Below are 24,919 nucleotides of genomic sequence, written 5' to 3' on the forward strand. Positions count from 1 at the left end.
CTTAGGGTGAGGGCAACACAGCCGTCACCAACTAAAGGATTCCTCCCCTTGAAAACATTGCCCTTGATTCCCGGCACCGATCACTTCGGTGAGCGAATCCGTGCGCACCGGCTCGGGCACAAAATGACCAGGGGGTTTTACGGCTACCCGAACAGGAAGCCCCATCAGCGGTATCGGCGTGAGCAGATGAGCGAGGAAATGTGGGAGGGCTCAGATTGGATGTACCGTGATGAGGAGCATGCCGAACATTCAGATGCGTACCTCCTGGTGCAGCGTGACCGGGCTCTGCGGAATTTTGATTTGTCGATGGCGCATTTCGAGACACTGGACCCGACCGAGTTTGAGGCAGCGCTGCAAAAAGTCTTGGCCACAGACAGGCGTTTCACCCCCGTCGAGTCGCTGCGGGATTGGGACGGTGTGTCCGGCGCGTACGTCATGGTTTTTGATGACTATCGCCAGTTCTACATCGGAAAATCTGACGACATCAGGAAGCGCATACGCACGCACTGGACCGGCAGGAAGAGCTTCGACCGACTGCTGTTCGGAAGCCCGTACAGCTCGATTTTCCCGGTAGACGAGTTGCGAGCCTTGGACACTACGCGCATTTATGCGGTGCGCAGCAGCAGCCCATTCTCCCTTGAGGAGCGCGCTGAGAAAGCAGCCGACGCGCCGTTCTGTCTGAATCGAATTGGCGGGGGTGAGGGAGGCCCCTTGACCATGATGTTGGCTCTGCCCAGGCTTAAAGGCCGCACCCACGGGGTGACTGCGGCTCCGATGACACGGGACGAGTATTCAGCGGCTTGGGATGAGGTCAGCGACATGATTTCTTCTTACATCGACCGAGCTAGCTTGGTTGCCAGGCTGGCCAATATGGACATGCAGATTTATGCGATCACTCGGGACGACGACACGACGGCCTTCTGGTCGCGCCAGGACGCCATCGCAGGGGCAGCGGCCAACGGGGATTTGACCGTGCCCGAGTTTACTCAGTTCTTGGAAGCCATGGGCGAGAAGATCGTCTGGCTCGAAGACTGACTCACCACATGAAGAAGCCCTTGGACTCGTAAAGAATCCAGAGGCTGTTTCGGGTTTGAGGCCTACGCGACCAGCAGCAGCTTTCGTGCATCCTCAATCCATGCCAGGAGGGCTGCCTCGCGGTCCAGGTTCTTGGCAGTGGCAGGAGCCAGCTTGCTACTGGTGGGGACCCGGCCAGGTTGCTGGCGGCCAGCTCGTTCATCTTTGCCGCCCAGACTTGCAGGTGGGGCAGCGGCGTCTTGTTTCAACTGCAACCAAGAACTGGCCGGTGGCTACAGTCTGTTTTGACCGTCGTGCGGTCACAATACTTGGTTGTCGGTGGTGTGTGGCAGATTTGTGTTTACAACGTATTTTGTGGGGCTGTCGTGTGGCGAAAGGGAAGAGATGCCAGCTGGCGTTCTGGAGCAGATTGGGGAGAATCCGGCCGTTGAATATGTTCGGCGGTACTTTGCCGTGCAGGCCAACGGTCGTCCGGTATTCACGGGCTCGAAGTTTGAGACCTTTGCCGGAGGCGGGGACGTGGTTGACCCGCATCGGATCACCTCGAATGATCTAGTGGCTGTGTCGATGCTTTCGGTTGATGTTCCGGGGCAGGCGGCATACGGGATTGTTGAGGTTCTCGTCGACGAGATTACCGGGCTTCTTGAACAGTTGCCTGTTGGTGTGCAGCTATCGGATCTGTCCGAACATGGTTTTGAGCGGTTGCTTGACGCCGGTTCACCGGCGGATCAACTTTGGAAGGTCCTGCGACAGCATGAGGACAAATGGAAAGTTGGTCAAACGACTGCCAGCAAGATCCTGGCCCGCAAGCGCCCGCACCTTATTCCGGTCTATGACACGGTGGTTGCGGCGCAGGCCGGGTTGGCAGATAGCGGCGGTCAATGGCGCCGATGGTGGGAAGCGTTCCAAGGTTCAGACGGGCAGGAGCTGACCCATCGGCTTGTGGTTATTCGGGCTGCGTCCGGGCAGCAGCACTTGTCGCTATTGCGCGTTCTGGACGTTGTACTGTGGATGAATGGAGCGCGAGGTCAGCAGGATGCTGGCCGGAGCGAGTGAGCTGGGAACGAGCGATTCTATTTATGGACTTGTCGCTGGATCTTTGAAAGCCTGGTCAACGAAGACTTTTTCGGTCTCGTTGAATGACTGTCCTACGGTGTTCTGCGCATATCCGAGGTAGGGGACCGGGGCGTTTACTGCTCCAGTGCTGTCGATCTTGTCGCAGCGAACCCTCCAGTCCTGTTCCAGATCCTTCGCGGGTGCTGTGAGGTGCTCTAATGATGTGAGACAGTTCCTGAAAGGATTGTTCCCATGTCTTCTCGACCAACCTACTCTGATGAGTTCAAGGCCGACGCCGTTGCGTTAGCTGAATCTTCCGGCCGCCCGCTGGCTTTGGTGGCTGCTGAGCTCGGCATTTCACTGACCGCTCTCAAGCGCTGGGTCAAGCTCCCCCGCGAAGGCCAAAGCGGTGATGGCAAGAAGCCGGATCAGCCGGTGGATGCCGCGAAATACAAGGCCATGGAGGTGCGGCTGCGTGAAGTGGAAAGGGAGAATGAATTCCTAAAAAAAGTTTCAGCGTTCTTCGCCAAGGAGCAACGGTAGATGATATCTACCACTTTGTTCAGCAGCAGGAGAACGCTGGAGAAAAAGTGGCATGGATGTGCCGGCAGCTGGATGTGCCCCGCTCCTCGTACTACCGCTGGCGCGATGCCACTGACACGCCCACAACCATCCGCCACCGTGAGCTGACCGATCAGGTGAAGACTATGTTCGATTCTTCCGACGGGATCTTTGGCCACCGCATGGTTCACACGAAATTGGTCACAGAGGGGGTGGCTGTTTCCGTGGGAACCGTGGCCACGATCATGGCTGAAAACGGGTGGCAGGCTAGGCGGATGCGCGCCTTCAAACGCACCACCACCCCCTGCGATCCGGACCAGGTATTCAAGGATCTGATCGGCCGTGACTTCACCGCAGAGACCCCTGGCACCCGCCTGGTCGGGGACATCACGTACCTGCGTACCGGTGAGGGCTGGCTGTACCTGGCCACCGTCATCGACCTGTGCACCCGCATGATCGTCGGCTGGTCCATGGCCGATCACATGCGCGCTTCGCTGTGGGTCCAGGCACTGGAAATGGCCAGAGACAAGGGCCATTTACAACCTAGAGCAATTTTCCATTCCGACCATGGAACGCAATACACTTCCCGTGAAATGGGCAAATGGTGCACCGGAAATAACATCCGCCAATCCATGGGAGCCGCCGGCGTGTGCTGGGACAATGCCGTGGCTGAATCAGCGTTCTCCTCCCTGAAGAACGAGTTCTACCACCACTACAGCTTCGACACCCGCCAAGACGCCAGGCGGGCCACCATGCGCTATATCGAGGCCTTCTACAACCGGTGGAGACCACACACCCACAACAACGGCCTGCCACCAGCAACAGCCATGGCCAAATTCAACACCCCAAACCAACAACAACTCGCTGCTGCCTAACCCAAAAGAAACTAACCAACTGTCTCAGATCCTTGACACACCTCACTGCTTTGGGATGTGAAGAGTAGACTTCGGCCGGAGTCCGGCGCTTAGGGTGCGGTGGGGCTGTTGGCGATGATCATGCGGGCGTCGAGATGTCGGTCAAAGCGGCTTGCTTCGAATCCCTCCGACAGTGTGGGTATCCGCCAATCGGCATACGGGCAGGCAAACCTAGCGTCTTATGGTTGAGCCTCAACACGCTCAAGTTGTCCGGAATGGTCCCAAAAAGAGGCGGCGGTATGGGCGTTGAATGCTAGGCAATGTTTGCTCGTCAGTACCGAGACGGCTTCCTTGACAGCCAACGTCTCCGGGTCCTTGCCGGCGCGGATTCTTCCGGTTTGGTCGACCTGAATGTAGCCCCACTCGAACAATGTGTCACATCCGATGGAGCAGATCAGCATGGCACAGGCCTTAAAGTCCTTGCGCTCTTCCTCGGTGCAGCGGTGCCGCGGCTTGATGTGCCCGGCTATGAGCAACCGGGATGGATACGACTTTCCGCACATGGAGCAGGCCGCTGCGGTTTTCCCGTTCAACAAGTGCCGCCGTAGGTCAGCCTGCTCTGTACGAAGCGTCGTCATTGCGACTGAGTCTGTATGTTGGCCGCTCCACCAGTTATCTGGCCGGCCCAGGAAGGCCCCGTCCGTTTCTAGTACGGCAACTCCGAGTTCATCCAGTAGGTGCAGCCCCTCATCTTGAATCAGGCTGGAAAGGAATCGTTCAGCGGGCCTGGCGCCACGGTGGAAGGGCGCATCCTTTCGCCCGCATTCGATTATTTTCGCCGCGTCCGTGTAGTGCATCTGGAGATCTGTGGCCACAGGGCGAACCTTGACCAGCCAGCCCTCGTCGAGCTCGCCAGTCCGTGCAGGACTGTATGCAGGCGGCCGCTGGACGTTGCGCCATTCGTCGGTCACGACGCTGACTGCTCGGAGATAGCTGTGTGCATGGTGAAAGACAACGTCACCGGCACTCAGCTCCTTGATGAAGGACCGTGCATTGTCCAGTTTGCGACCGTTAGGTCTGGGACAAGTCCACAGCGTGCCCTCCGCGATCGCGTCGTCGTAGTTCTTGTTTTGCGTCGCCCACCAAAATCTCATGTCGCAACTGTGCCATGACCCCATGGCGCACGAGGGTACCGCGCCGCGAGTATGTGCATCCAGGATGCAGGCTTTTTGGAGTGGGACCAACGAACAGGCCTGCTGAACTATCTCGTTGCCAACTCGGCTTCCTGCGGCACCTGCTCCCGCACTACTGACTTAACCTTTGCGTAATCGGAGTCGCAAATAATGTCTGCGGTCTTGAGAGTGCGATGATTGGGCTCTGCTCCACCGCACCGGGTGGTCGAGGTATTGGGATGATGAACATGCAGAAATCAAAAGTTGTGGCCCGAGTCCTTGATGGGAATCGCTTGGAGTGCCACGTTGTCTCGCCAAAGGGACAGGAACTAACGCTGTCCGGCCTCACCACGGATGTTGAACCGCAAGTGGGTGCAGGAGGGCTCGGCAGCAATCGACTTCTAGCGAATAATGCGTGGGCTTTTGCGAAAGCCAGTTTTGACGCGGTGAACTTGCCCGATCAAGCTCAGCAGAAGAATGCCACTGCACGTGCCAAGAAGCACCGAAAACTAGCCGAGTGGATTGCCGACGTAGCCGAAGACGTCACGGATGAGAAGACATATGCATGGTGCTCTGCATGCTTCGGACAGCACGACCATTCGAGAGTGAACAGAGCAATCGCACAACTGAATACATATGTATGCGATGATTGCGGATCGCCGGGCTCGCCCTGCATGGGACCCATGTGCAAGAACATGGCGGTGCGCGTGCCAGGTGCCGTCCAAGTGCAACCGTACTGTGCCGAGCACAGCCATGAAATTACCGGTTTCGAAAAGGCCGACCGCAAAATGGGTGCCCTCAACAACTACGAGGAATTCCTAAAGTACGACAAGCCCAATCTTGCCCGCGCCACCAAGGTTGTGGGAATTGCCGCCTTGGGAGTCGCTGCGGTTACTCCTGTCGCCTACGTTGCGGCACCGGCGATTGGCGGGGCCATTGGTGTCGCCATCGGTGGATTCACGGGCGCCGCCGCCACCAGTTATGGACTGGCCTTGCTGGGAGGCGGGTCATTGGCCGCAGGTGGGTTGGGCATGGCTGGCGGGACACTTGTTGTCACGGCCGTGGGATCCGCTTTGGGTGGGGTACTTGGCGCCTCGGTGGCGAATGCGTACATCAGCGAAGACAAATCATTCCATATCGAAATGCTGCAAGGGGGGACCGGCGTACCTGTAATCGTTTGCAGCGGATTCCTCAACGAAGGCAGCAAGGGTTGGGGCGGGTGGGAGAACGTCATCACCGGCCGTTATGCAGACTCACCCGTTTACCGGATCCACTGGGGGTCCAAGGAGCTCAAGCATCTGGCGTGGCTTGGTGGTGGAGGTGCAGCAAGAGCCTTGGGTGTGAATGCGTTGAGGGAAGCGGCGTTGAAGGCCACTAAAATGGCAGGAAAGAAACTTGGCTCCATAGCACCAGCAATGTTGGCTGCGGACGTGGTCAAGAACCCCTGGAACGTTGCCAGGAACCGCGCTGAGAAGACCGGTGCAATCGTGGCCGACTTGCTGGCCCGAACCGAGGCGGAATCCTACGTCCTGGTGGGTCACAGCCTAGGCGCTCGTGCCATGTTAGTTGCCGCGCAGACCTTGGGAACCAAACCGGGAGGGCCAAAGATTCAGGCAGCCCATTTCCTCGGAGCTGCCATAGGAGCCAAGCGTGATAGCCACGCCCTGTCCGCGGCCGTTGATGAAGCCGTCTACAACTATCACTCGATCAACGACAGCGTCCTTCATTACGCTTACCCCATCGTGGAGGTGGGAAAAGAAGCCGCCGGCCGCGTAGGTCTCATTCCCAGCACCGACAAGGTGCAGAACATCGACGTATCGACTCTGGTGAAGGAGCATTCTGACTATCTCAAGACCGTCAGCCTAAGATAACGCCCAGTACGGCTGGTCCGCATCCGTACCATACTCGGGGCTAATTAGGCGTAAAATGAGTGATACAGCATTGGTTGCGGACTGGTCGGATCGAGGTCGCTCAGTAGTCGGCCGGGTGGTTCCCACCTCGTCATACAAAACCCATACTTTTGAAGACAGAACAGCCACTATTTAGTATCTTGCATTGTTGCAATCTCACCATGCAGAAACTGGTCAAAAGAGCCTATTGGCAACCCGAAATAGACCGATGGCATGACAGCGGGGTTCATAAACGTTGATAAGTGATGATGGGTTTTGAGTACTCCACATGCTCTGACCTGCGGCGATAATATTCGTTGGTATTTACATGCGGTTGTAATTACGACCGTTCAGCGTGGGCTGTTTCGGTTCGAATTTCCCGGATTCCCGGTCGGTGGGATGACGCTCGGACGTGGGCTTGTTTGTTGCTTTGCTGGCTCCTTCAATGGGAGTCTCCTGGCTTGGGTAGCCGTAGATTGGCCAATTGTGCTGGTGAGCGTACTTGGGCGTGAGCAGTACCGGATGATCTGGCTGAGCTGTTCCTCGACGGCAGGAAAAATGTTTCGGTTAGTTGCAGTTTAAGGCGCTTTCGGCAGGAGTGCGGGCGTTGTTGAGCCAGCGACCATAGGTGCCAAGACTCCTTGTAAGTTGGCATGCACCGCTTGCGTCGTGTCCGTAGTTGTCGTATACGGCATATATGTACTGTCCTCCGCTGTTGTTTGTGGACGGCCCAGTAAAACTGGCACATGACAGGTCGGTACGGAGATATGACGCCCCGGGATGTGCTTGAAGCAGGGTTTGGACTTTCTCGGCGTTTGAACCTGGGTCCCAAGCCGTCCCGAACACGACAATTGCGGAATCGTCGCACGCCGGATAGGTAATTGGTATCTCCAGTCCTAGATCTCCAGGGTGATTGAGGTCGGGCGCATCGGCCGCCAGCCACACAGTTGTGGGCTCATCGAAGGTTTTCGTTGCTGTTGTTACCGTGATACTTTCCGCGGTGTATCTGTACGTGGCATCGGGATGAACTGCAGTGAATCCGTTGTCGTCTTGAATTGCATCGAGGGTTACTGTCCCACCCAGATCGCGATTGAGACCGATATAGGTGAGGTTCCCATTGATTTTGCAGAAAGCACCCCTAAACGTTGCGGAGCCGCCGATCCAAACCAAGGTGCCCTCGCCCCGACAGTACGCAGAGTCGGCAAAGCTGCGAGTGGGTGCTGCTGGCACGGCAGACTCCTCTGTTGCTGAATTGGTCTGGATAGCCGGCGGGGCTATCGGGTGTGCATTTCCTTCGGCAGCCGGGGGCTGCACGGGTGCGGGTGAAGTCCCAGAGCTCCTTCCGATTGCATAGGAGACCAGAAGCGACAGTAGAACTACGGCAATGAGACCAAGCCACATTGCCGAACGTCTACGAGCAACCGGCAAGGCGCCCCCTTCGGACATCACCTGCTGTGGGTTGATGGCAGGATTCTCCGCGAAAGGAACCTCAGACACCCGTGCAGTAGTCAATGGTGTGGCTTGTCTAATTTCATCCGACCCTGCGTAATCCGTTAATGCGGGCGCGTACTGCTGGATGGGCGATTCAGCGGATTCTTTAGTACTCAATGGAGCTGGACGTACGGGAGCGTTCTCCGGCACGATGCCTGGACTCCAGATCGCTACAAGAGGGTCGATCCTGTCGACCTTCTTGGACTGAATCGCGGCGATCGCGCGACAAAAATGTTTCCAGGTCGTCGCGTTGGAGCCCGCAACTGTGCCGTTGGTGACGAATGTGGCAACTTGCTCATGAACACTGACCAGCCATTCAGACTGCCGTTCCCATACTTCGGGCGCTTTTGCCATGGTTCTAAGAGAAGCCAAGATGTCGGGCATGAGTGTCCCAATTGCCAGCCCTGCTTTGGTGCGTTCAACAGCTTTGTTGAGACTGAGCACCACGATTTGCTCTGCAGTGTCCGCCGACCGGTCATCGGTGATGTTTCCGGCGTTGAGAATCGGTTGATTTAGTCGGTTGTGTAGTTGCGGGTGAAGACGGACTCTTCGGCCAGTTGCATCGATGATCCATCTTGCATCTTGAACATCACGTTCCAGTGTCTGCGTACCGTCAAGGAATGCATCGTGCACCAAAGATCCTTTGCCATCCGCAAGAGTAACCCGAGCCAGTCGGCTGCCGGTTCCGTGCTGGTGCTGGAACTCCGGTGTCACGCCTGCAGTCGTCTCCAGAAGAACTTCAGCTGAGTCCGGCGATACTACCGGCATCCACAATTTGGAATAATCGGGCAATAGCGGTGTGTCCAACTCGATTGCAGGAAATGTGTGAATCCATTCATTGGTCTCAAGGCTGAAAAGACGAGGAACGGAGGCACCGTTCTCGTTCACGATAGTTAAAAGGCACGAGTCTTCTCCCGGCCACCATGCTGCATTGCCAAAAGCAAGTGCAAGCCATCTCCCCGTCGCTGTCTCCACGAGAGTTGACGCTAGGCCTTGTGTTAGTAGTAGCCATTCTCCGTCACCGCTGAATCGAAGAACTTCGTTTCCAACAAGCGTCTCCATACCCGTAAGGAAACGCCGGCGGCCGTCATTGCCGCGAATTGATATGGAACCCGACCGTCCGTCGACCTGCTCGAATGTTGCAATAGCCGACGTCTTGCTGTCCAGATCAACGGAAATAACATTTGCATCGCAGTCGAAGGGCACAAGCATATTGGTCTTTGATGACCCAATATAGAGTCTATTGGCTGGCCACAACAGGCCCCCGCTAGGCCATTCGTCGGTGGCAGATAAATTCCGCCCATCTATGGCCCCAAGATCAAGAGCTGGCGGTAGATCCCACATTTCATGGGCTGGGTGGCCTGCGGCTACTATGCGGCCAGTTTTGCTGTCATGGCTAGCCGAAGTGACCGTAATCCTTGAGGGAGAGAGTGGGAAGCCCCGATCGTTCCGCCACGAATGTGAGAGACACGCCCCGCGTTCTTCGCGCAGTGTTTGGGCCGCACGGTTGATTGAATCAAAAGCGGAACTGTCTTCGGGATACGATTCACGCACTCTCTCAACGAACGAGAACTCCCCTGCGGGGCTAGGCCCCTCGGCAGGCAGTACGGGAAAGCTACCGGCGGGGGTCATTTCAATTCTGGCCCAGATTGATGCAGACTCCGGCTCAGAAGGAATCTCCGTCAACAAGGCATTGCGCACATCTGCAAAGGTGTTGACAAAGTCGTTGGCCATGGTTTCTGCCAATTGATCAAGGACTGCATGGTCCGTCCCAGGAGCAAGGTGGCGCATTAGAACCGACGTTTCGTCCCATTCCTCGAAGGAATACAGTTTTGTATCGACAAGTTTTTGTATGAACTTCAGCTTGCTATTGGCGTTTTCACCGGTATTCGTGAACAAAGAAGGATGATTATTGTACAATCCCAGATAGATGTCAACCTCATCGCCATTGGTTAAATCCAATTGCTTCTTGTACAGGTTCGCACCGATGCGATTCCATGATCGAGCGGCCCGCCGAATCGATGCCGGCATAACCGAGAAATCGCCATCGCCAATTGCACGAAACTCCAGTTGCTCCCAAACTGGTGCGATGTCAGCCCCGTCTATGATGTCAGCAACTTCTGGAACTGTTGAACCAAGCGTAACCAATTCGCGGCTGAGCGGAGGAGCGACTGAATCAAGCGGTAGCGTGATTTCTTTGAAAATAAGATTGTTATCGGAATCTGGGGCACAGAAGACGATTACTGCGGATCCCCTAGAACCTTCGACGGCAGTCCACACGGTGTTTGGATCCTGATTTAACTTCAGAAATCCGCGTCCGATGTGAGTGGAGCGCCGAAGGATGGGCATCAGTTGGGCTGCTCGAGAAATGACGACATCAGCTGTAACCTGCCCGGACAATACGATGCTAAGCCCGCAATCCGAGAGGAGTCCAAATAGCAGCTGGCGTGGATCATCCGCTGCCAGGCCGGGATCGCGGACGTTGGCAGTCTGGCTGCCACGTTTTTCGACACCTTCTTCACCTAACTTCGAGGTGTCGTGGTCGTCAAGAAATCCCATGGTCAACTCCGCTGGTCGCTACATTGAATTGAAGTCCAGGTCATAGGCAATTTGCCTCGACCACACGAGTCGAGGTGACCGGAAGCAGTATCGGTTTGGAAGCACGCAAGGGGTTAGAGTCGCGGATTCCGTTGCCTCGTACAAACGAAAATAATTGAGCGGCTCCCATGAATCAGGGTTGGAGCCGCTCGACGACATCTCGTGTCGATCGTCCTAAATCAGTTGTCTTTTCCGCAGGTCGGGCAAGTCACTGTAACCCCATTCCAAGATCGTTTAGCCCAGAATGCTCTTTGACAGTGACGACACTTGTGAACCTCGGTGTAATCGCCTGAGCGAGAGGAAGATCCTGTTTCCGCCATTTCAATACCTCCTAACTTGCTATAGGGAAGAATTTATGAGCCTTGCTGGAAGGATGGACCATCAAGTCGGAACACTTGTGGCTTTTCGTATTTTTATTTATTTAGAGGTGCTTCTAAAGATATAAGGTATATCGAGCCTTCTGTAATGATGGCCAGTGATATCCCTCTACAATATTGCGACTAAGGATTGTAAATAATCACGAAAATTTGGACATAGCCCGCAAACTACGGGCGCCATGTGTCTTCGTTGGCATGGTCGTTCTGCAGGCTCGGGTGAGATTCCTTGATCTTCTTGATGAAGCCTTGCGCATTGGCTATTGTCTTCAGAGCGAACGCCTTCTCATACGGTTCCCTGTGTTCGCGCCATTTCTCAATGTGTTCAGCGACGGCCTTTCTTTGCGCATTGAGCTTGATCCGTGCGTTTGCAATGTTATCAGCCAAGTTATCCACTACCTTTTCTTTAAAGTTAGCTATCAATAAGGATCTATCAAGATAGATCACGTTGCGCAAACATTTCTCCTTCGAAGCACTGTCGGCGATTTTGATCGTAGTTCGAGCCCTTCGACTGCCCCTGGAAACTACGTCCGTTGGGTTTTACGGACCTGCCCTATGAGGCTAGGTGCTTGTAGTCCGCATAAATACTGGAAATCGCGTCGTAAACGGCCCTGTACTGTTTGCCTTGCAATGATTCATCGGTGAGGAATTTGGGTGCAAGTGAGTAGATGCCCCACTGCATAAGTGGTTCGACGAGTGGCTTGAAGACGTTTGTAGATCCGCATGACAGAAAATACTCGATGACAGCGCGTGCTCTTGTCGATACTTCCTGGCTGGCCACGTCAAGCCCCTGACCGGCCTCGATTTGCCGTTGAAGTTGGCCGACCTCTTCAAGGATCTGTCCGGCATGTTCGTCAGAAAAGATAAGGATCATCGCAATGCTCCTGTCGTTGAAGGTGGCGGCAGCCCCGCACGAAAAGTCCATTGACCGCTGGATTCTTGAACCAATTGCGTTTCTTGCACATGTTCGCTTAGGCACAAGAGTCGTACTAAGTCTCAGCCGAAGGGGTATGTGTGTCAAGTGTGCGACGAGACTCATCTAAAGTGCTCGCGAAATGGGGGCTCTTTACATGATGAACTCATACTGCTAACTTCTGTATTAGGCAGGACGTCTGGCGGTATGGAAAATTCTCTTGACAAGTACTCGCCGGTATTTGCGGTCGGTAGACTTCCTGGCTTTCAAGTGACGAAGATTGAATCGTATTTAATTGCGTTATCCGACTAGGAGGCTTAGTTAATATGGCGTGTGCGTGTCAAAATAAGGTAAACAACACCAATGGACGTTGTCCAGCGTGCAATGAGGCAATTGTGCACAATATTCCCACGTCCAATCACAGTTGCAGTTTTGGAAAGTGCTCTTAGGCTGTAATCTATTGCGGCTAGAGCTGACTAGGCTGACTAGGCTGACTAGGCTGGCTCGGGGGCGGGAGGTTGGGGGTCAAGTACCCTCTAGCTAACCGCCCCCGACCTAGGGGCAGGTACTGCGGCGAAACGGTCCGCGCATTCACTGATCTAGATATCTCTTGTTTTTTCCATGCTGGATTGTTAATGGGTGTGGATGAATTTCATTAGTCATTGTTGCCTGCATGCATCAATTTGGACATTCTGGAAATAGTATGGCACCGATGGGTTGATTATAAAATAAAGGATGTGAGTGTTTCGTGAAAAGCAACGAGTATCGACTGACGACTGATCTTACTGTTAGTCAGATTAAACAAAAGGTGCAGTCTGTCATGGCCAAGGCGGACATTGGCCCCGTCAATTCCACGGTGCTCGATGAGCGTGCAGATCTCGAATTTCTTGCCCAGAGAAAGGGCCTTGCCGGTCATGCGGCAATTCAATTTTATGTTTTCGACCGAGGTGCACTGCGAGAGGTGCACATCGTCGCATTGGGTGACGCGGGCTTGAGTCGTGCATGGGGTGGCGTAAAGAATACACTTTCACTCTCCAAGAGTACCCAGTGGGCCGAGCAGGTTCGGGATGCACTTAATTAGCCTGGAGATTCCATGACAGCGTGACTGTGCGGAGTTGCCTGGTGCCTGAAAGGTGCATCTGATTGGGAAAGAGTAGGCAACATACAACATTTCCTCTTCCTGTTCACGAGCACATTCAAACGATCAAAACGGCCAGCTTTGCGCTGCTGTTCGAGGTGATGCCGTCGGCGGCGGGGACATCCGGAAGGAAACGCTCGAGGTCTCCGGGATTGTGGCGGTTCTGTCGGAAGTAATTGGGCCGTCGCGCAAGCCGTTCGCCACGCACAACCTGAGCAAGATCCTGACGGACGTGGCGCTGACCTGGGCAACGCACTGGAGAAAAGCATCCTGATGGATCCATCGTTTGGATTTCGGTGGCCAACGTACGAGAGACCCTGTTAGCGCTGGCCGGGTATTTGGACGCCGACCTTGAAGATTGACTCCATGCGAATAGCCCCTTTCAGACTGAGCTGGCACACTGCCCGTTGAGGGAGACCAGCCGTTTGTTGCTGTGGAGCGCACCAGCAGGACGGTCTCACGGATAGCGGTGTGATACACGGCTTCCGACGGTTCGTGTCCAGACGTAGCGGTGAAAGCGACCGGCCGCGAGCGAATCCGAACAACTCAGGAATAGGATGAAGTCGCCGTGACCGCAAGGGACTAGGACGGCATCCCCAAGCCATCGATCAGCATCCAGCTGGTGGATTGGGGCTCGGCACTACATCTGGTTCCAGAGGATTTTTTGAAATTGAGACAGCCTCTTCAAGGTTCTCGAGACCTTTCTGGTAAATCTGGTCGGCTCTCGCATCCTGGGCTGACGCGTCCATCCTGTGGGCTTTCGCCAAGCGCTCGATTTCTTCTTCTTCTTCTTCTTCTTCGAAGTTCATACGCACGACCGTAGCTCACGTAGACGGGACGTAATGGCCGGTTTTTTCGGGCCCGAATAGATGAGCCGACTTGAGCCAGTCACGTGCGTAGAAAACTCTTCGCGCCGTACAAGAAAGTTGTCATCGTTGCCTGAGGTCGTCGGGAATAGCAATACCAGTGGCATGCCACCTCCATACTTCGAAGATCGAGGTCATGAGAGGCTTGACTCTTGCGTCGCTGTAGTAAAAAGACGGGCGAGCTTGAGAGTATTGGAGGATGACGCTTCGGTACTCCCTAACAGTTTTGAAGGCCCTTAAAGGTTGTACCCAACGCCGCTACCGGTCCAACCGTCTGAGCTTGAATCCGAGGTAACCTGGTGTTTATTGGAACCGTCTGATGTCCAAGGAGGAAGAACGGATCCGTTGGGGGTCACACGCCCCACGTATGTCGTATAGCCCTCCGATGAGTAAGTGAACATGGGGATCCCAGGTACTTCGCCGATATCGTGAATATTCGCCGTGGATCCAAACATCGTGGTGGTGCGTACCCACAGGAAATACGAGGTGCGGGCATCCCTTATTGGGAAATCGCGGTATAGGCTTTTGACTTCTTCCCAAGGTGAGCTGGTGCGGAACTCCACTCCAAGGCCACGGTAACGCGCGAATCCTTGATCAGTCAGCCCACCCGTTGCGCTAAGTGCGGCGACGACGCGTAGGATACCCGTTCGGTTGAGAACTGAGTTTAGCTCCATCAACTCTGAGGCCTCGGCTGCTTTCGCTATACACGACGAGCAAACCAGCTTCGAAACTGTCACTCTTTGCCCGTTTGTCGGTGCGAAGCCTGAATGTCTGTCGCAAACAAGATTCCCGCAGGATGTACAGCGGATTTTTGCTTGGCGCCCGCAGTGACAGTATTCCATAACCGAATACTACTCGGGGCCGTACTTTTTGTAGAGAGAATTCTTTGCCGGACCTTCGCAGAGAGGATGGGGACCTCAGCGCCTCCATCCGCACACATGGTGCCCATCAGGGGTACACCCTAAATTGACGTCAGGCCCTATGCGGTCAAAGTGTCAATCTAGGGTCCTCCTGGAATTGATTGACACTTCCGGCCCAGGGTCTAGACCCTAACTGGACACTTTCGAGAATTGAGGGGCAATGAGCGGTCAGCGGGTTGCACATGTGAGAGTTTCGAGTTTCGACCAAAATACGGATCGCCAGCTGGACGGCGTTGCGGTGGACCGGACGTTCACCGACAAGGCATCCGGAAAAGACACCGCGCGGCCTCAACTACAGGAAATGCTGGCCTATGTTCGTGAGGGCGATACTCTCCTGGTGCACAGCATGGATCGTCTAGCCAGGAACCTCGAGGACTTGAGGCGCCTGGTTCGAGAGCTCAATGACCGCGGCGTGCGCGTGGAGTTCGTAAAAGAGGCCTTGACATTCGACGGCGACGGCAGCGCAATGGGACAGCTTTTGCTTTCCGTAATGGGCGCGGTAGCTGAGTTTGAAAGATCACATATTCTCAGCAGGCAGAGGGAAGGCATCGCATTGGCCAAGATCCGCGGTGTATATAGAGGGCGCGCACGGGCGCTGAACGACGAACAGGCCGCTGAGGTTTGCCGGCGCGCGGCGGCGGGGGAGAAGAAGACAGCACTGGCTGAGTTGTTCGGGGTTAGCAGGGAGACTGTCTATAAGGCCTTGAGGGAGGCACGCTCACAGATCTGACGCGCGCTGATCAAAAAACTGCGCCTCTTTAACCGTCCGAGGTCCTGCCAGGACTGAGTCGTTCCACTTGGATCTTCCTGGTTCGCGGACAATCACCCAAGGATCTCCTTGGTAGATTGCTAGGACGCGCGCTGCGTCGCGGGCGCTCAGGGGCTTCGTGGCCTTTATGCCCTTGCCTACTTCCGCTACGTGTTCCTCGCCGTTATGACTCCAACGGATCAACCGTACTCGCTCGTCAAATTGGGCTGGGGTTCCTTTGTAGAGGGCTGCGAGTTCCTGATAGAGGGTTTCGCTGTCTTCGGGGGTGTCTGCGAGGGGCACATAAAATTCCATGCTCCAAGCCTACCCAGCCGCGTCCCCGTTTTGCTCCCGCTCGGACAACTTATCCACAGGCCTCGGGAATCACTCCAACTTCCATACCCTCTTAATCAACCCCGCCGCCACCCACTCCAACCGCTGTTCGCCGCCACTGTCCACAAACTGCACCAGGCCATACGACCGCGTCCAGCCAACCGCGACGCCAGCCTGGCCGTTGAACTTTATCTGTGGCTGTTTCCAGGCGGGGAAGCGAACCGTTGGGAGCTCTTCCTGTTTCGGATGTTTTCGCTCTGCGTCGATGATTGCCATCATGAGGGCGGATGAGTCTGGATCGAATTTATTCATGCATGGCATTATCCTCCGGGGTACGGACATTCGAAACGACTCTTGATGGTGGCCTATGGTGGAGGCATGAAGATCAGAGGAGCAGTAGAGACAATCGAAAACGGTGAGATTGCGTACGTCGAAGCCGAGGCCAAGAACTATGCGGCTGGCTATGTCGCGTTGCATCAGGGATTGCAAGAGGGAACCCGGCCGTTGAACATGCGTGTGGATCGGGGCTGACCTCAAGATTCCTACCTCCGGTTGGCAAAGGGGATCTTGCCGTACCTCTCTGCGAATGCGGCGATAAGCGAACTTTCGAGCTGCTCCTCGGTGCCGGCGGGAGTGACCTTCCATGCCACGAGGAGTTCCTTCGCGTCGGCCATCTGCCAGATGTATTGTCCACCCTGGTGTTTGTGTTTCTGGTCCCTGCCGGCGACGGCGTATTCGTTGATCCTGTCGTAGAGACCTCCGCCGTTTTTGCGTTGGCTCGCCTTGCCGAAGTAGAGGACCGAAGCGCCGGGCACCCAGTTGAGGGCGAGCTCGGCAACGGGGACGTTCTTCGGGTAGTGCTTGTGCTGTCCGCCGAAACCCTTTGCGAGGAAGGTGGGTGCTTCATGGCTGATCCGCATCACCAGGTAGACCCCGGGGGACTGCGGGATGCCGCCATCCCCTTGCGCCTGTTGCTGGCGGATGCTGTCGAAGGGCTCGAAGCCTTTGAACCCGGCGGACACGAGATCGAGGTAGTTGAATGTTTTCAGCTTGGCCAAGATCAGGCTCCGATCGGTTGAAGTCAGCGAACGCAGGGTAGGGAATTGGCTGCCAAAGGTTTGGACAGTACATGCTGGAGTCTACTTCAGAGCTGCTCACCGTCCGTGTTGACCGCCCATAACAGCAGACACCAGCCCCTCTCACCGGCACCTGTGGTGAACGCGTCGGTGAACGATGAGGTTGGCGGATGGGGGCTGATGAGGGGGCTGTTGGTGATCGTTCAGGTTCCGTCAACAGCGATAGCCTGGTCGCTGTCTGAGTCGCGGCGCCAGGTGCGACCATTGAGGCGATAGGTGATCTGGGCCGTGAAACGAGTTATTGGTTGACCACTCAGGTCCCCCGGGTGGATTGGAATGTCAACAATCCGAATGTGTTGGCTAATCGAATCGTCAGCTGGAATTGAGAAGCCGGCCTCCGGTTGTGCCATGAGCCTAAGGCCGGGGTCGAGGGTGATGTTTTTTATGTTCGTGGGGTGATTTGAATTGTTTTGAATCACAAGGTTGAAGCTTGTCATCATCTGGTCGGGCGGGGTGCCGGTGGCAGCGCCACCCTTCAACGCCACGGAAACATTGTTGGCTTCGGCTTGGGCTTCATTGGCTCGCTGGACGGCGTCACTCATATCCCTCTCGTTCTCATCTCTGCGAGTCCGCTCCCGTTCGGCTTGGTCGGACCGGAATGCCCTGACAGCCCACAGGAGCGTAAGGACGGTGGCGACGCCACCGAACCAGGTTCCTGTGGCTACAACCCAGTCGGGGTCCAGTTTCTTGAGTACCAGTAAGGCGATGCATGCGCCGAGCGTGAAACCGCCGAGCCCCCAGATGATGTACACGATCCGGGGCTTTTGTTGTGAGGCCATGTCACCACAGTAGCGGTGGCCCACCTTTCAGCCACCCACTCAGCCATCCGAAGTCTGGGTGATCGCTGCGGGGGACGTTGAGGGGAGCGTTGTGGTGGTGCTGAATGAAAGAAGCCCCGTCCGACAATCGGACGGGGCTTCGAGATGCACCATTTGTTATTGCAACGCCTTGCGGAACCGGAACACCTCACCTGCCACCAGCACCCCGAGCCAACGAGGTAGCCATTATGTGTACGGCAGGTTCGATGGCTCTCACCGATAATCCGTCTTCTTTCGTCGGTGATGTCTTGGCTTTCAGACCGGCGCAAAATTGTGCACCCGTCGACGGGTCGGGCGCATAGAGACTTATATGAACACTTCCCGTGCTACTGAGAACATGACCACCACCACCAACAACCTCTCCGAGGTTGTTGGCCCTGATCTATTTGTTTAGACGAGGCTTTCGGTAGCGGGTGTGGGTCGATCCAACCCCCATGAGCCCCGGCGTCTCCGAAGAGACGAGATTAGGTGTCTACGAAGTCACGAGATTACACACCTGCTACCAAAAGCCTCTGCTATACACTCTGGCGCTGTCGAGGCCAGATGCAGGGTTGTTTGGCGAGTTTCCCGCCGATTTCAAAGAGCCTGGCCCGGAGCTTCTTGGGTTCCCACCGGCGGACCTTGGTGTCAATGAAGCCGATCATCTGTGCCCAGGTGATGATTTCAGTGGCGATCACGACCACATGGCACCATAATTCGTTGGCGGTGAAGGACTTGAACGGCAGGTTCGCGAAGTCGGTGTCCTTGGCGTTGCGGATCCGGTCCTCACGGTGTGCCTGAGCCGGTGGCGGACGTCCAGATCGGCGAGCTGGCCGTGTTCCTGATTCGTGGCGATCGCCGGTGTTTACGAAGTGACGAAGTTAAACGCCGGGTTGACCCGCGCCTGGTACCGAAAGCCGCGTCTGTACATGACGGGCAGAGGGGGATGATTTGGCAGTGAGCAGCGTCGCCACCAAGCTACTTCCGATATTTCCAACAAGTACGATGATGCTGTTCAGGAATAGGATCATTCGGTTCTCCTTACATTCTTCTTCTGCGGTCAATTTACGGTTTAGGAGTGCAGACGAGAGAAAAACGCAGCAAAATACAGTAGCCAGGAGAGGGACGACGCTGCCACTGACCCCCAAACCGGGTCTTTGGCACTCCGCCATTCAACCATGTCGTCCCGGGCCCGTCCAAGTCGCCGTTGTGGATACCGGTGTTAGCGGCCATGAAAAACTGCCCATAGGCGGCCACATAACTGCCCACTGATGGCCAGTAGAAATGCCCATTGGTGGCCATGAGATCTGCCCACTCTTTTTACTAGCCTCGCCGTGTTCTTAACGGCGGGAGCCCCTTCCTGGGGTTTGATGTCGGTGTCTAGTCGCACCAAAACAAACCAGGAAGTGGCGCTGTATGAAGTCTGACGGTTATGCCGATATCGGCATAATGACGGAGAAATCATGGAAATTCTTGAAGCGTATGAAGACACGCAGTCGTTTCGCGCCGCGGCCGTGCTCGCGGGCTGCTCGCACCACACCGTGGCCAAGCACGTCGCCGCCCGTAATGCCGGCCGACCGATGGCGGAACCAGTGGCACGGGACAAGGTCACCGACGAATACCTGCCCGTGATCGAGGAGCTCGTGGATAAGACGCGGGGCCGGATCCGGGCCGATGTCACCCACCAGAAGCTGGTAGGCATGGGCTACGAAGGCTCGGAGCGTTCCACCCGCCGCGCCGTGGCCCAGGTCAAGGCCGCATGGAAGCTCGGGTGGGTGCGCGTGCACCGGCCGTGGGTGACCCAGCCTGGCGGCTGGGCTTTTATGAAGAATTCTTCATAAAAGCCACAGCCCTGGGGCCACAGACCATGGCCGGTGAACACGGGCGTTCTGGGCCCGGTACTTTGATTTCAACCCGGCCAGCACATAGCGGGTCGTGCGGATCGAGCCGGTGTAGCCCAGATCAACGAGCTTGTCGTGAACAACGTCGCCGCGGATCTTCCCGCGCGACTGTTCTACCAGCTGTGTCATCGCCGGCAGGTACGGGTCAGTGATCCTGCCACGCTTGCATGCGATCGGCGCCTGCGCACCGGCAGTCCGTGCTTTCACATACGAACGGACCGTGTTGTGTGAGACACCGCAAACCTCCGCGGCACCCCGGTACGACTGGGTCATGTCATAAGCAGCTAAAATTTCCATGAACTCTCCTGGAGACTTCAAAATAAGCCCCTTCCTTCCCACATGGGTGAAATTGAAACGATTGGCATCGTCATTTCACCCCGAAGGAAGGGGCTCTCCCCGTAAAGACACGGGGGATGAACAAGGGAATCCCAGCACACCCAGCAGCCAGAGAGCAGCGAACTACTGGTCAAAACTCTTGCAGCCACTGGTCAAAACCACTGCCGCGAACGGTCAATCTAAAATGCCGTCTATGGTCAGTTTAAAGTTGCAGCTAACACACCTCATTCTTTGGGTTGGACGGGCCGGTGTGGAGCAGCCCAGGACCGGGCCCTTGGAGGGAAAGCTTCAGCAGGGCATGGCCAGGGTCGTCAAACCTTCGCCGTGGTGATTGAATCGCTAATTATGGCGGTTGACTGGTGCAACGCAGTTCTTCCTCGTCAATGCCGCTCTCTACTCCCCGGAGCCGGTTGCCCCGGCCATGGCGGCGGCGTGAGGGCCGTCGCTTCGTCGGTGTAGTCGGGGCGGACACTGGATCAGTGGAAAAAGTCATCCGCGACGAAGGGGTATCACGCCTGGTCTGGCGGCCGGGGATCGCTACTTGCTGGCTGCCAAGGCCGCATGAGCTGTACCCGCGTCGGTGACCAGAACGTCGACGAGTCCTGAATTCAGTGCAGCAATCAGGGCACGTTCCTTGCCGGGCCCCCCTCCGAGAGCCATCTTGACCGGTACGGTGGACAACTGCTGCGTGGTGATTCCGATCATTCGGCTGTCCAGCAGGTGGAGTTCGCTGCCTCGTTCGTCGAGGAGGGTAGTTCCAATTTCCGCGGTCACTCCCTGCTCCAACAGCGGGGTCAGCTCTCCCATCTCATCAAGGAGCGTTGCAAGGAGCGAGCTGTGGGGCCACCCGCCCACTGTGAAGACGGCCTTGTCCAGGTGGTCCATCCGCTGGAGGGCCTGCCGGACGCCCGGCTGGCTTTTGATCATCTGGGCCGCCATTGGATCCGTGGCGATGAAGGGCGAATGAAGCGGGTACATGTGGCCCTTGGTTACCCTGCCCAGCTCCATAATGACCCGAAGGTTGTCGTAGTCGGTCGAGGCGACACCAGTGAGCTGGACCAGGTCGCAGTTCGGTGCGTCCTTGATCCTGGAGCAGGTTTCGATGATCGTCCGTCCTGGGCCCAAGCCGACAATGTCGTCTTCGTCGATGAGTTCCGTCAGCAGCTTCGATGCCACAGTGGCGATCGAGACGCGGGCGGCTTCATCACCATGTGCCGCCGGTATACAGACAATGGCTGACTGCAGGCCGTAGCGGGACGCCAAGACCTTGGAAAGCGTGGCATCAATGGGTTCCTGGAGGCGCGACGTCACCTCCACCAGCCCGTGCTCCCGGGCGTACTTCACCATGCGCCCAACCATAAAGCGCGAAACCCCCAGTTCCTCGGCTATCTCCACCGTTGACCGCCCCACCTTGAGGTGCTGAATGGCAGCGTAGACGTACTGAACTTGTTCTTCCATTTTCAATGACTTGCTCACCTGAGCATCATAAACCATATGGTGAGCGGCATCACTATTCTTTTCATTAGTACCCGACGGCGCCTGGCGCTGACGGAAAGACCACAAGTCCAAGGGAGTACATGATGGAAGTTCCAAGTTTTCAGCCCAGCCGCCGCCGCTTGATACAGCTGGCCGTGACCGCACTGGCGACCACCGCCACCCTCGCCGCGTGTTCGCCAGGAACGGGCACAGGCTCCACCAAAAGTGAAGTCAGTTCGTTCGGATGGCGGAACTTCGAAGGGCAGAACCTCAATCTGCTCATGAGTGAGCACCCGCTTTCCGCCGCACTCAAGTCGCATCTGGGCGATTTCGAAAAGAAGACCGGGATCAAGGTAAGCCTTGAAACACTCAGTGAGTCGGACTATATGGTCAAGATCCTGACCGAGCTGCAGTCCGGATCCGGTGCCTACGACGCCTTCATGACTTCCCAGCCGATGAACTATCAGTACGCCGCCGCTGACTGGATCGAAGACCTGCAGCCTTGGATTGACGATGCCAAGCACACTGCACCGGATTATGACGTGAAGGACTTCTTTCCGGCCTTGCTCAGCGCCGAACGCTGGGACAAGACGGACTTCGGCGGAGGCGGCAAGGGCGGGCTTTGGGCCATCCCGGCCAACGAGGAAGGATACGCGCTTTTTTATCGCAAGGACATCCTTGAGGCGAACCAGATCGTCGTCCCACAGACCATCGATGAACTCATCGCCGCGGCACAGAAGCTCAATGGCACACAGTTCGACGGCAAGAAAATATCCGGCTTCGTCAGTCGCGGTGACAAGACATATCCTACGCTGAACCCTTTCTCCACTTTCGCGGGTGCGTACGGCGTCAAAGACATCACGAACGGAAAGGCAACAGTCAACTCGCCGGAAGGCATCGAGGCCGTCAACAAGTGGGTGGAGCTCATGCAGACTGCCCCCAAAGCGGCCGCCACCTATACCTGGTACGAGGCGCAGCAAGACTTCCTATCCGGAACATCGGCGTTCTACATTGACGCCGACCATATGGCCCCCGACTTCGAGAAGGATGGAAGTGCCATTGCCGGTAAGGTCGGCTACGCCCTACCTCCCGAGGGGCCCAAGGGCCGTGCCTCCAGCCTGTGGCTCTGGTCCCTAGGCATGAATGCAGCGTCCAAGAACAAGGACGCCGCTTGGCAGTTCATCCAGTGGGCTACGTCTAAGGAAATCCTGACGGCGTCCATCGCCACGGGGAACATGAACCCCACCCGCATCTCCGTGGCCGACAGCCCGGAAATGGCAAAGGCCACCGCTGACTGGGGCGACTACAACAAGGTCTGGAAGGAAATCCTCTCCAAGTACGCATCCTGGCAGTACTCCCCTTCGTCCACATGGACCAACGCGGGGGATATCTGGGCCACCTCCATTCAGTCTGCAATCCTCGGGCAGGCATCCGTTGTGGACGCCCTGAATGAGGCTGCAAAGAAGATCGACGCCGTCATCAAATAACCCTGCCGACGCACCGGAGCGGTCCGCGCCAACGTGAAAACGAGCGTACCGCTTCGGGCAGGGTGGCCATACTCAAAGGGACCCATGAAACACAAACCATCTCTTCCCTACCTATTGCTCCTGCCCGCACTAGCACTGCTGGTGGCGATTCTCTACCCGTTCCTCACGGGAACATGGTGGTCCTTCACCTCCTATCGTCTCAACCGGGGCGCACCGGTGTTTAACTGGGGACAGAACTTCGTCAACCTTTTCTCAACCGGAGAAGGGCTGCACGCGATTGGCATCACACTAACTTACGCCTTCGTTGTGGTGATCCTTGAATGCGTATTCGGCATCGGGTTGGCGATGCTGCTGAACTACGTTGGCCGGATCGGCAACACCTTCCGTCTACTGATCGTCCTGCCGCTGCTCCTTCCGCCCGTGATCGCCGCACTCATGTGGAAGGTTATGTTGACCGAAAACGGTGTGGTGAACTGGCTGCTGGAAGCGGTGGGTTCACAGAAGCTACTTTGGCTCAGCGGGCCAGACAGCGCCCTCTGGTCAGTGATTCTCATCGATGTCTGGATCTTTACCCCCTTCGTCATACTCCTGGCCCAGGCCGGCCTGAAGAGCGTTCCCATGGAACTCAGCGAGGCTTCTGCCATGGATGGAGCAGGACCTATACGGAACTTCATCTCCGTAACCCTGCCGATGCTGATGCCCGTCCTCGTAGTCATCGTCACCTTCCGTGGGATCGACTCGCTGAAGATGTTTGACATCATTTACACCACCACCAAAGGCGGACCGGTGGACGCAACCACCAACCTGCACGTCTTGGCCTACTTAGACGGCATCCGGAACCTAAACTTCGGCGCCGCGATGGCTTCGCTGGTCATCCTCTGGCTGCTCTGCTACCTGATTTCTTTCTTTCTCTTGAAGGCCCGTCGCAAGGAGGCACTCTCATGAGCCACACCACTATCCAGGATGCGCCGCGTACCCAACGGCCTTCCCAGTTCGGCGGCGCATCGCGACGGAAACGCTCCAAGAAACTCAAACAGGGTGTGGCCGTCGCGGTCCTAACGTTCTGGACGGTTTTTGCGCTTGCACCTATCGTCTGGATCCTGATGATGTCCTTCAAGATCCCGGGTGACATCGTGGTCTATCCGCCGAAGTTCATCTTCGTTCCCACACTAGAAAACTATGCGGAGGTCCTAAGCGGCAGTGCCTTCATGAATCCTTTTATGAATTCAGTGATCGTTACGCTGGGGTCGCTGGTCCTGACTTTGCTGATCGGCCTTCCTGCGGCTTACGCCCTTGCCCGGTTCAAGTTCCGCGGTAAAGAAAACATCGCGTTCGGCCTCCTGTCCCTGCGGTTCGCCCCGGAGTTGCTGATCATCCTGCCGCTGTACCTGATCTTCCAGAAGGCCGGTTTGTACGACAACTACTTGGGCCTGATCCTGGCATACCAGCTTGTCACCCTGCCGATGCTGGTATGGATGCTCCGGTCCTTCATCGAAGACCTCCCGGTGGAACTGGAAGAAGCGGTGGCCATCGACGGTGGAAACCGTTGGACAGCTTTCCGGCATGTCTTGTTTCGGCTGATCGCGCCGGGCCTCGGTGCCAGCTTGATGCTCTCCTTCATCTGGGCCTGGAACAGCTACACGCTGCCGCTAGTGCTCAGCGGGAAGAACACTCAGGTGATCACTACTGGCATCCAGCAGTACATCTCCTACCAATCCATCGATTGGGGTCCCATGGCGGCGGCGACTGTTGTCTCCATGATTCCCGGAATTCTCTTCGCACTCTTCTCCCTGCGCTGGATTGTCGGTGGCTTAACCGCCGGCACTGTCAAGGGCTAA

23 protein-coding genes and 2 pseudogenes are annotated in these 24,919 nt (G+C 56.3%); 12 read left to right on the forward strand and 13 right to left on the reverse strand.

The features are described from left to right. The first annotated feature begins 48 nt into the window (after positions 1 to 48). Complete coding sequence (locus art_RS21185; protein WP_052136658.1) at positions 49 to 1,035, forward strand: GIY-YIG nuclease family protein; 987 nt, start codon at positions 49 to 51, stop codon at positions 1,033 to 1,035. Between the two features lie 62 nt (positions 1,036 to 1,097). Here art_RS21185 and art_RS16145 read toward each other — a convergent pair whose 3' ends face one another. Beyond that, positions 1,098 to 1,289 carry a hypothetical protein gene (locus tag art_RS16145; protein ID WP_162182068.1) on the reverse strand — a complete coding sequence of 64 codons (192 nt, stop codon included), beginning with the start codon at positions 1,287 to 1,289 and terminating at the stop codon, positions 1,098 to 1,100. An 82-nt stretch (positions 1,290 to 1,371) separates the two neighbouring features. Between art_RS16145 and art_RS16150 the strand changes: the two genes are divergently transcribed. From art_RS16150 to art_RS16160, 3 genes are all read left to right on the forward strand, one after another. Next, positions 1,372 to 2,091, forward strand: coding sequence for a DUF6308 family protein (locus tag art_RS16150; RefSeq protein WP_157875308.1), 720 nt, complete (start codon positions 1,372 to 1,374; stop codon positions 2,089 to 2,091). A 252-nt stretch (positions 2,092 to 2,343) separates the two neighbouring features. Beyond that, complete coding sequence (locus art_RS16155) at positions 2,344 to 2,634, forward strand: transposase (protein WP_038466473.1); 291 nt, start codon at positions 2,344 to 2,346, stop codon at positions 2,632 to 2,634. 5 nt (positions 2,635 to 2,639) lie between these two features. Then, entirely contained in the window at positions 2,640 to 3,527 is an 888-nt protein-coding gene (locus art_RS16160; protein ID WP_301537969.1) for an IS3 family transposase, read from the forward strand. A gap of 218 nt (positions 3,528 to 3,745) precedes the next feature. Here the strand turns inward: art_RS16160 and art_RS21190 are convergent, their stop codons facing one another. Next, complete coding sequence (locus art_RS21190; protein ID WP_052136660.1) at positions 3,746 to 4,660, reverse strand: hypothetical protein; 915 nt, start codon at positions 4,658 to 4,660, stop codon at positions 3,746 to 3,748. A 701-nt stretch (positions 4,661 to 5,361) separates the two neighbouring features. Between art_RS21190 and art_RS16170 the strand changes: the two genes are divergently transcribed. Beyond that, on the forward strand, positions 5,362 to 6,549 hold the full coding sequence (locus art_RS16170; RefSeq protein WP_253901383.1) for a DUF726 domain-containing protein: 1,188 nt from the start codon (positions 5,362 to 5,364) through the stop codon (positions 6,547 to 6,549). 585 nt (positions 6,550 to 7,134) lie between these two features. Here the strand turns inward: art_RS16170 and art_RS22340 are convergent. The 3 genes from art_RS22340 to art_RS16180 form a co-directional block, all read right to left on the reverse strand. Continuing rightward, positions 7,135 to 10,617, reverse strand: a complete 3,483-nt coding sequence (locus art_RS22340; RefSeq protein ID WP_157875309.1) for a hypothetical protein — start codon at positions 10,615 to 10,617, stop codon at positions 7,135 to 7,137. A 584-nt stretch (positions 10,618 to 11,201) separates the two neighbouring features. Further along, the gene (locus art_RS16175) at positions 11,202 to 11,486 is read right to left on the reverse strand and encodes a hypothetical protein (RefSeq protein WP_157875310.1); all 285 of its coding nucleotides are present in this window, start codon (positions 11,484 to 11,486) and stop codon (positions 11,202 to 11,204) included. 97 nt (positions 11,487 to 11,583) lie between these two features. Beyond that, positions 11,584 to 11,955, reverse strand: coding sequence for a hypothetical protein (locus art_RS16180; RefSeq protein ID WP_038466482.1), 372 nt, complete (start codon positions 11,953 to 11,955; stop codon positions 11,584 to 11,586). A gap of 736 nt (positions 11,956 to 12,691) precedes the next feature. Here art_RS16180 and art_RS22345 point away from each other — a divergent pair. Then, positions 12,692 to 13,024: a hypothetical protein gene (locus tag art_RS22345; RefSeq protein WP_157875311.1), complete on the forward strand. Its 333-nt coding sequence runs from the start codon at positions 12,692 to 12,694 to the stop codon at positions 13,022 to 13,024. A 665-nt stretch (positions 13,025 to 13,689) separates the two neighbouring features. Here the strand turns inward: art_RS22345 and art_RS22350 are convergent. Beyond that, on the reverse strand, positions 13,690 to 13,890 hold the full coding sequence (locus art_RS22350) for a hypothetical protein (protein ID WP_157875312.1): 201 nt from the start codon (positions 13,888 to 13,890) through the stop codon (positions 13,690 to 13,692). A gap of 1,137 nt (positions 13,891 to 15,027) precedes the next feature. Here art_RS22350 and art_RS16190 point away from each other — a divergent pair. Continuing rightward, entirely contained in the window at positions 15,028 to 15,597 is a 570-nt protein-coding gene (locus art_RS16190; protein ID WP_038466487.1) for a recombinase family protein, read from the forward strand. Here art_RS16190 and art_RS16195 read toward each other — a convergent pair. Together art_RS16195 and art_RS16200 are read right to left on the reverse strand one after the other, a co-directional pair. Next, positions 15,586 to 15,930, reverse strand: a complete 345-nt coding sequence (locus tag art_RS16195; protein WP_157875313.1) for a hypothetical protein — start codon at positions 15,928 to 15,930, stop codon at positions 15,586 to 15,588. The two genes, art_RS16190 and art_RS16195, sit on opposite strands and share 12 nt — an antisense overlap. A 69-nt stretch (positions 15,931 to 15,999) precedes the next feature. Then, on the reverse strand, positions 16,000 to 16,260 hold the full coding sequence (locus tag art_RS16200; protein WP_038466493.1) for a hypothetical protein: 261 nt from the start codon (positions 16,258 to 16,260) through the stop codon (positions 16,000 to 16,002). Between the two features lie 66 nt (positions 16,261 to 16,326). Here art_RS16200 and art_RS22355 point away from each other — a divergent pair, with 66 nt between their 5' ends. After that, on the forward strand, positions 16,327 to 16,479 hold the full coding sequence (locus art_RS22355) for a hypothetical protein (RefSeq protein ID WP_157875314.1): 153 nt from the start codon (positions 16,327 to 16,329) through the stop codon (positions 16,477 to 16,479). 11 nt (positions 16,480 to 16,490) lie between these two features. Here the strand turns inward: art_RS22355 and art_RS16205 are convergent, their stop codons facing one another. The 3 genes and pseudogenes from art_RS16205 to art_RS21795 form a co-directional block, all read right to left on the reverse strand. Continuing rightward, a complete protein-coding gene (locus tag art_RS16205; protein WP_052136661.1) occupies positions 16,491 to 17,006 on the reverse strand; it encodes a hypothetical protein in 516 nt (171 codons plus the stop codon). Between the two features lie 221 nt (positions 17,007 to 17,227). Further along, positions 17,228 to 17,863, reverse strand: coding sequence for a hypothetical protein (locus art_RS22550; protein WP_038466496.1), 636 nt, complete (start codon positions 17,861 to 17,863; stop codon positions 17,228 to 17,230). Positions 17,864 to 18,417: 554 nt separating this feature from the next. Beyond that, positions 18,418 to 18,666: pseudogene (locus art_RS21795) on the reverse strand (transposase); the annotation flags it as partial. 678 nt (positions 18,667 to 19,344) lie between these two features. Here art_RS21795 and art_RS16220 point away from each other — a divergent pair. Further along, positions 19,345 to 19,698 (forward strand): annotated as a pseudogene (locus art_RS16220) (IS21 family transposase); the annotation flags it as partial. A gap of 18 nt (positions 19,699 to 19,716) precedes the next feature. Here art_RS16220 and art_RS16225 read toward each other — a convergent pair. Both art_RS16225 and art_RS16230 read right to left on the reverse strand, forming a co-directional pair. Further along, positions 19,717 to 20,079, reverse strand: a complete 363-nt coding sequence (locus art_RS16225; protein ID WP_082000357.1) for a hypothetical protein — start codon at positions 20,077 to 20,079, stop codon at positions 19,717 to 19,719. 576 nt (positions 20,080 to 20,655) lie between these two features. Next, entirely contained in the window at positions 20,656 to 21,594 is a 939-nt protein-coding gene (locus tag art_RS16230) for a sugar-binding transcriptional regulator (protein ID WP_157875316.1), read from the reverse strand. Between the two features lie 101 nt (positions 21,595 to 21,695). Between art_RS16230 and art_RS16235 the strand changes: the two genes are divergently transcribed. The 3 genes from art_RS16235 to art_RS16245 all read left to right on the forward strand — a co-directional run bounded on the left by art_RS16235 (position 21,696) and on the right by art_RS16245 (position 24,919). Beyond that, complete coding sequence (locus tag art_RS16235) at positions 21,696 to 23,081, forward strand: sugar ABC transporter substrate-binding protein (RefSeq protein ID WP_082000358.1); 1,386 nt, start codon at positions 21,696 to 21,698, stop codon at positions 23,079 to 23,081. A gap of 84 nt (positions 23,082 to 23,165) precedes the next feature. Then, complete coding sequence (locus art_RS16240; RefSeq protein WP_038466507.1) at positions 23,166 to 24,026, forward strand: carbohydrate ABC transporter permease; 861 nt, start codon at positions 23,166 to 23,168, stop codon at positions 24,024 to 24,026. Beyond that, the gene (locus tag art_RS16245; RefSeq protein WP_052136664.1) at positions 24,023 to 24,919 is read left to right on the forward strand and encodes a carbohydrate ABC transporter permease; all 897 of its coding nucleotides are present in this window, start codon (positions 24,023 to 24,025) and stop codon (positions 24,917 to 24,919) included. The genes art_RS16240 and art_RS16245 overlap by 4 nt, the downstream gene beginning before the upstream one ends.

It is taken from the genome of Arthrobacter sp. PAMC 25486 (genome assembly GCF_000785535.1).
Taxonomy (GTDB): domain Bacteria; phylum Actinomycetota; class Actinomycetes; order Actinomycetales; family Micrococcaceae; genus Specibacter.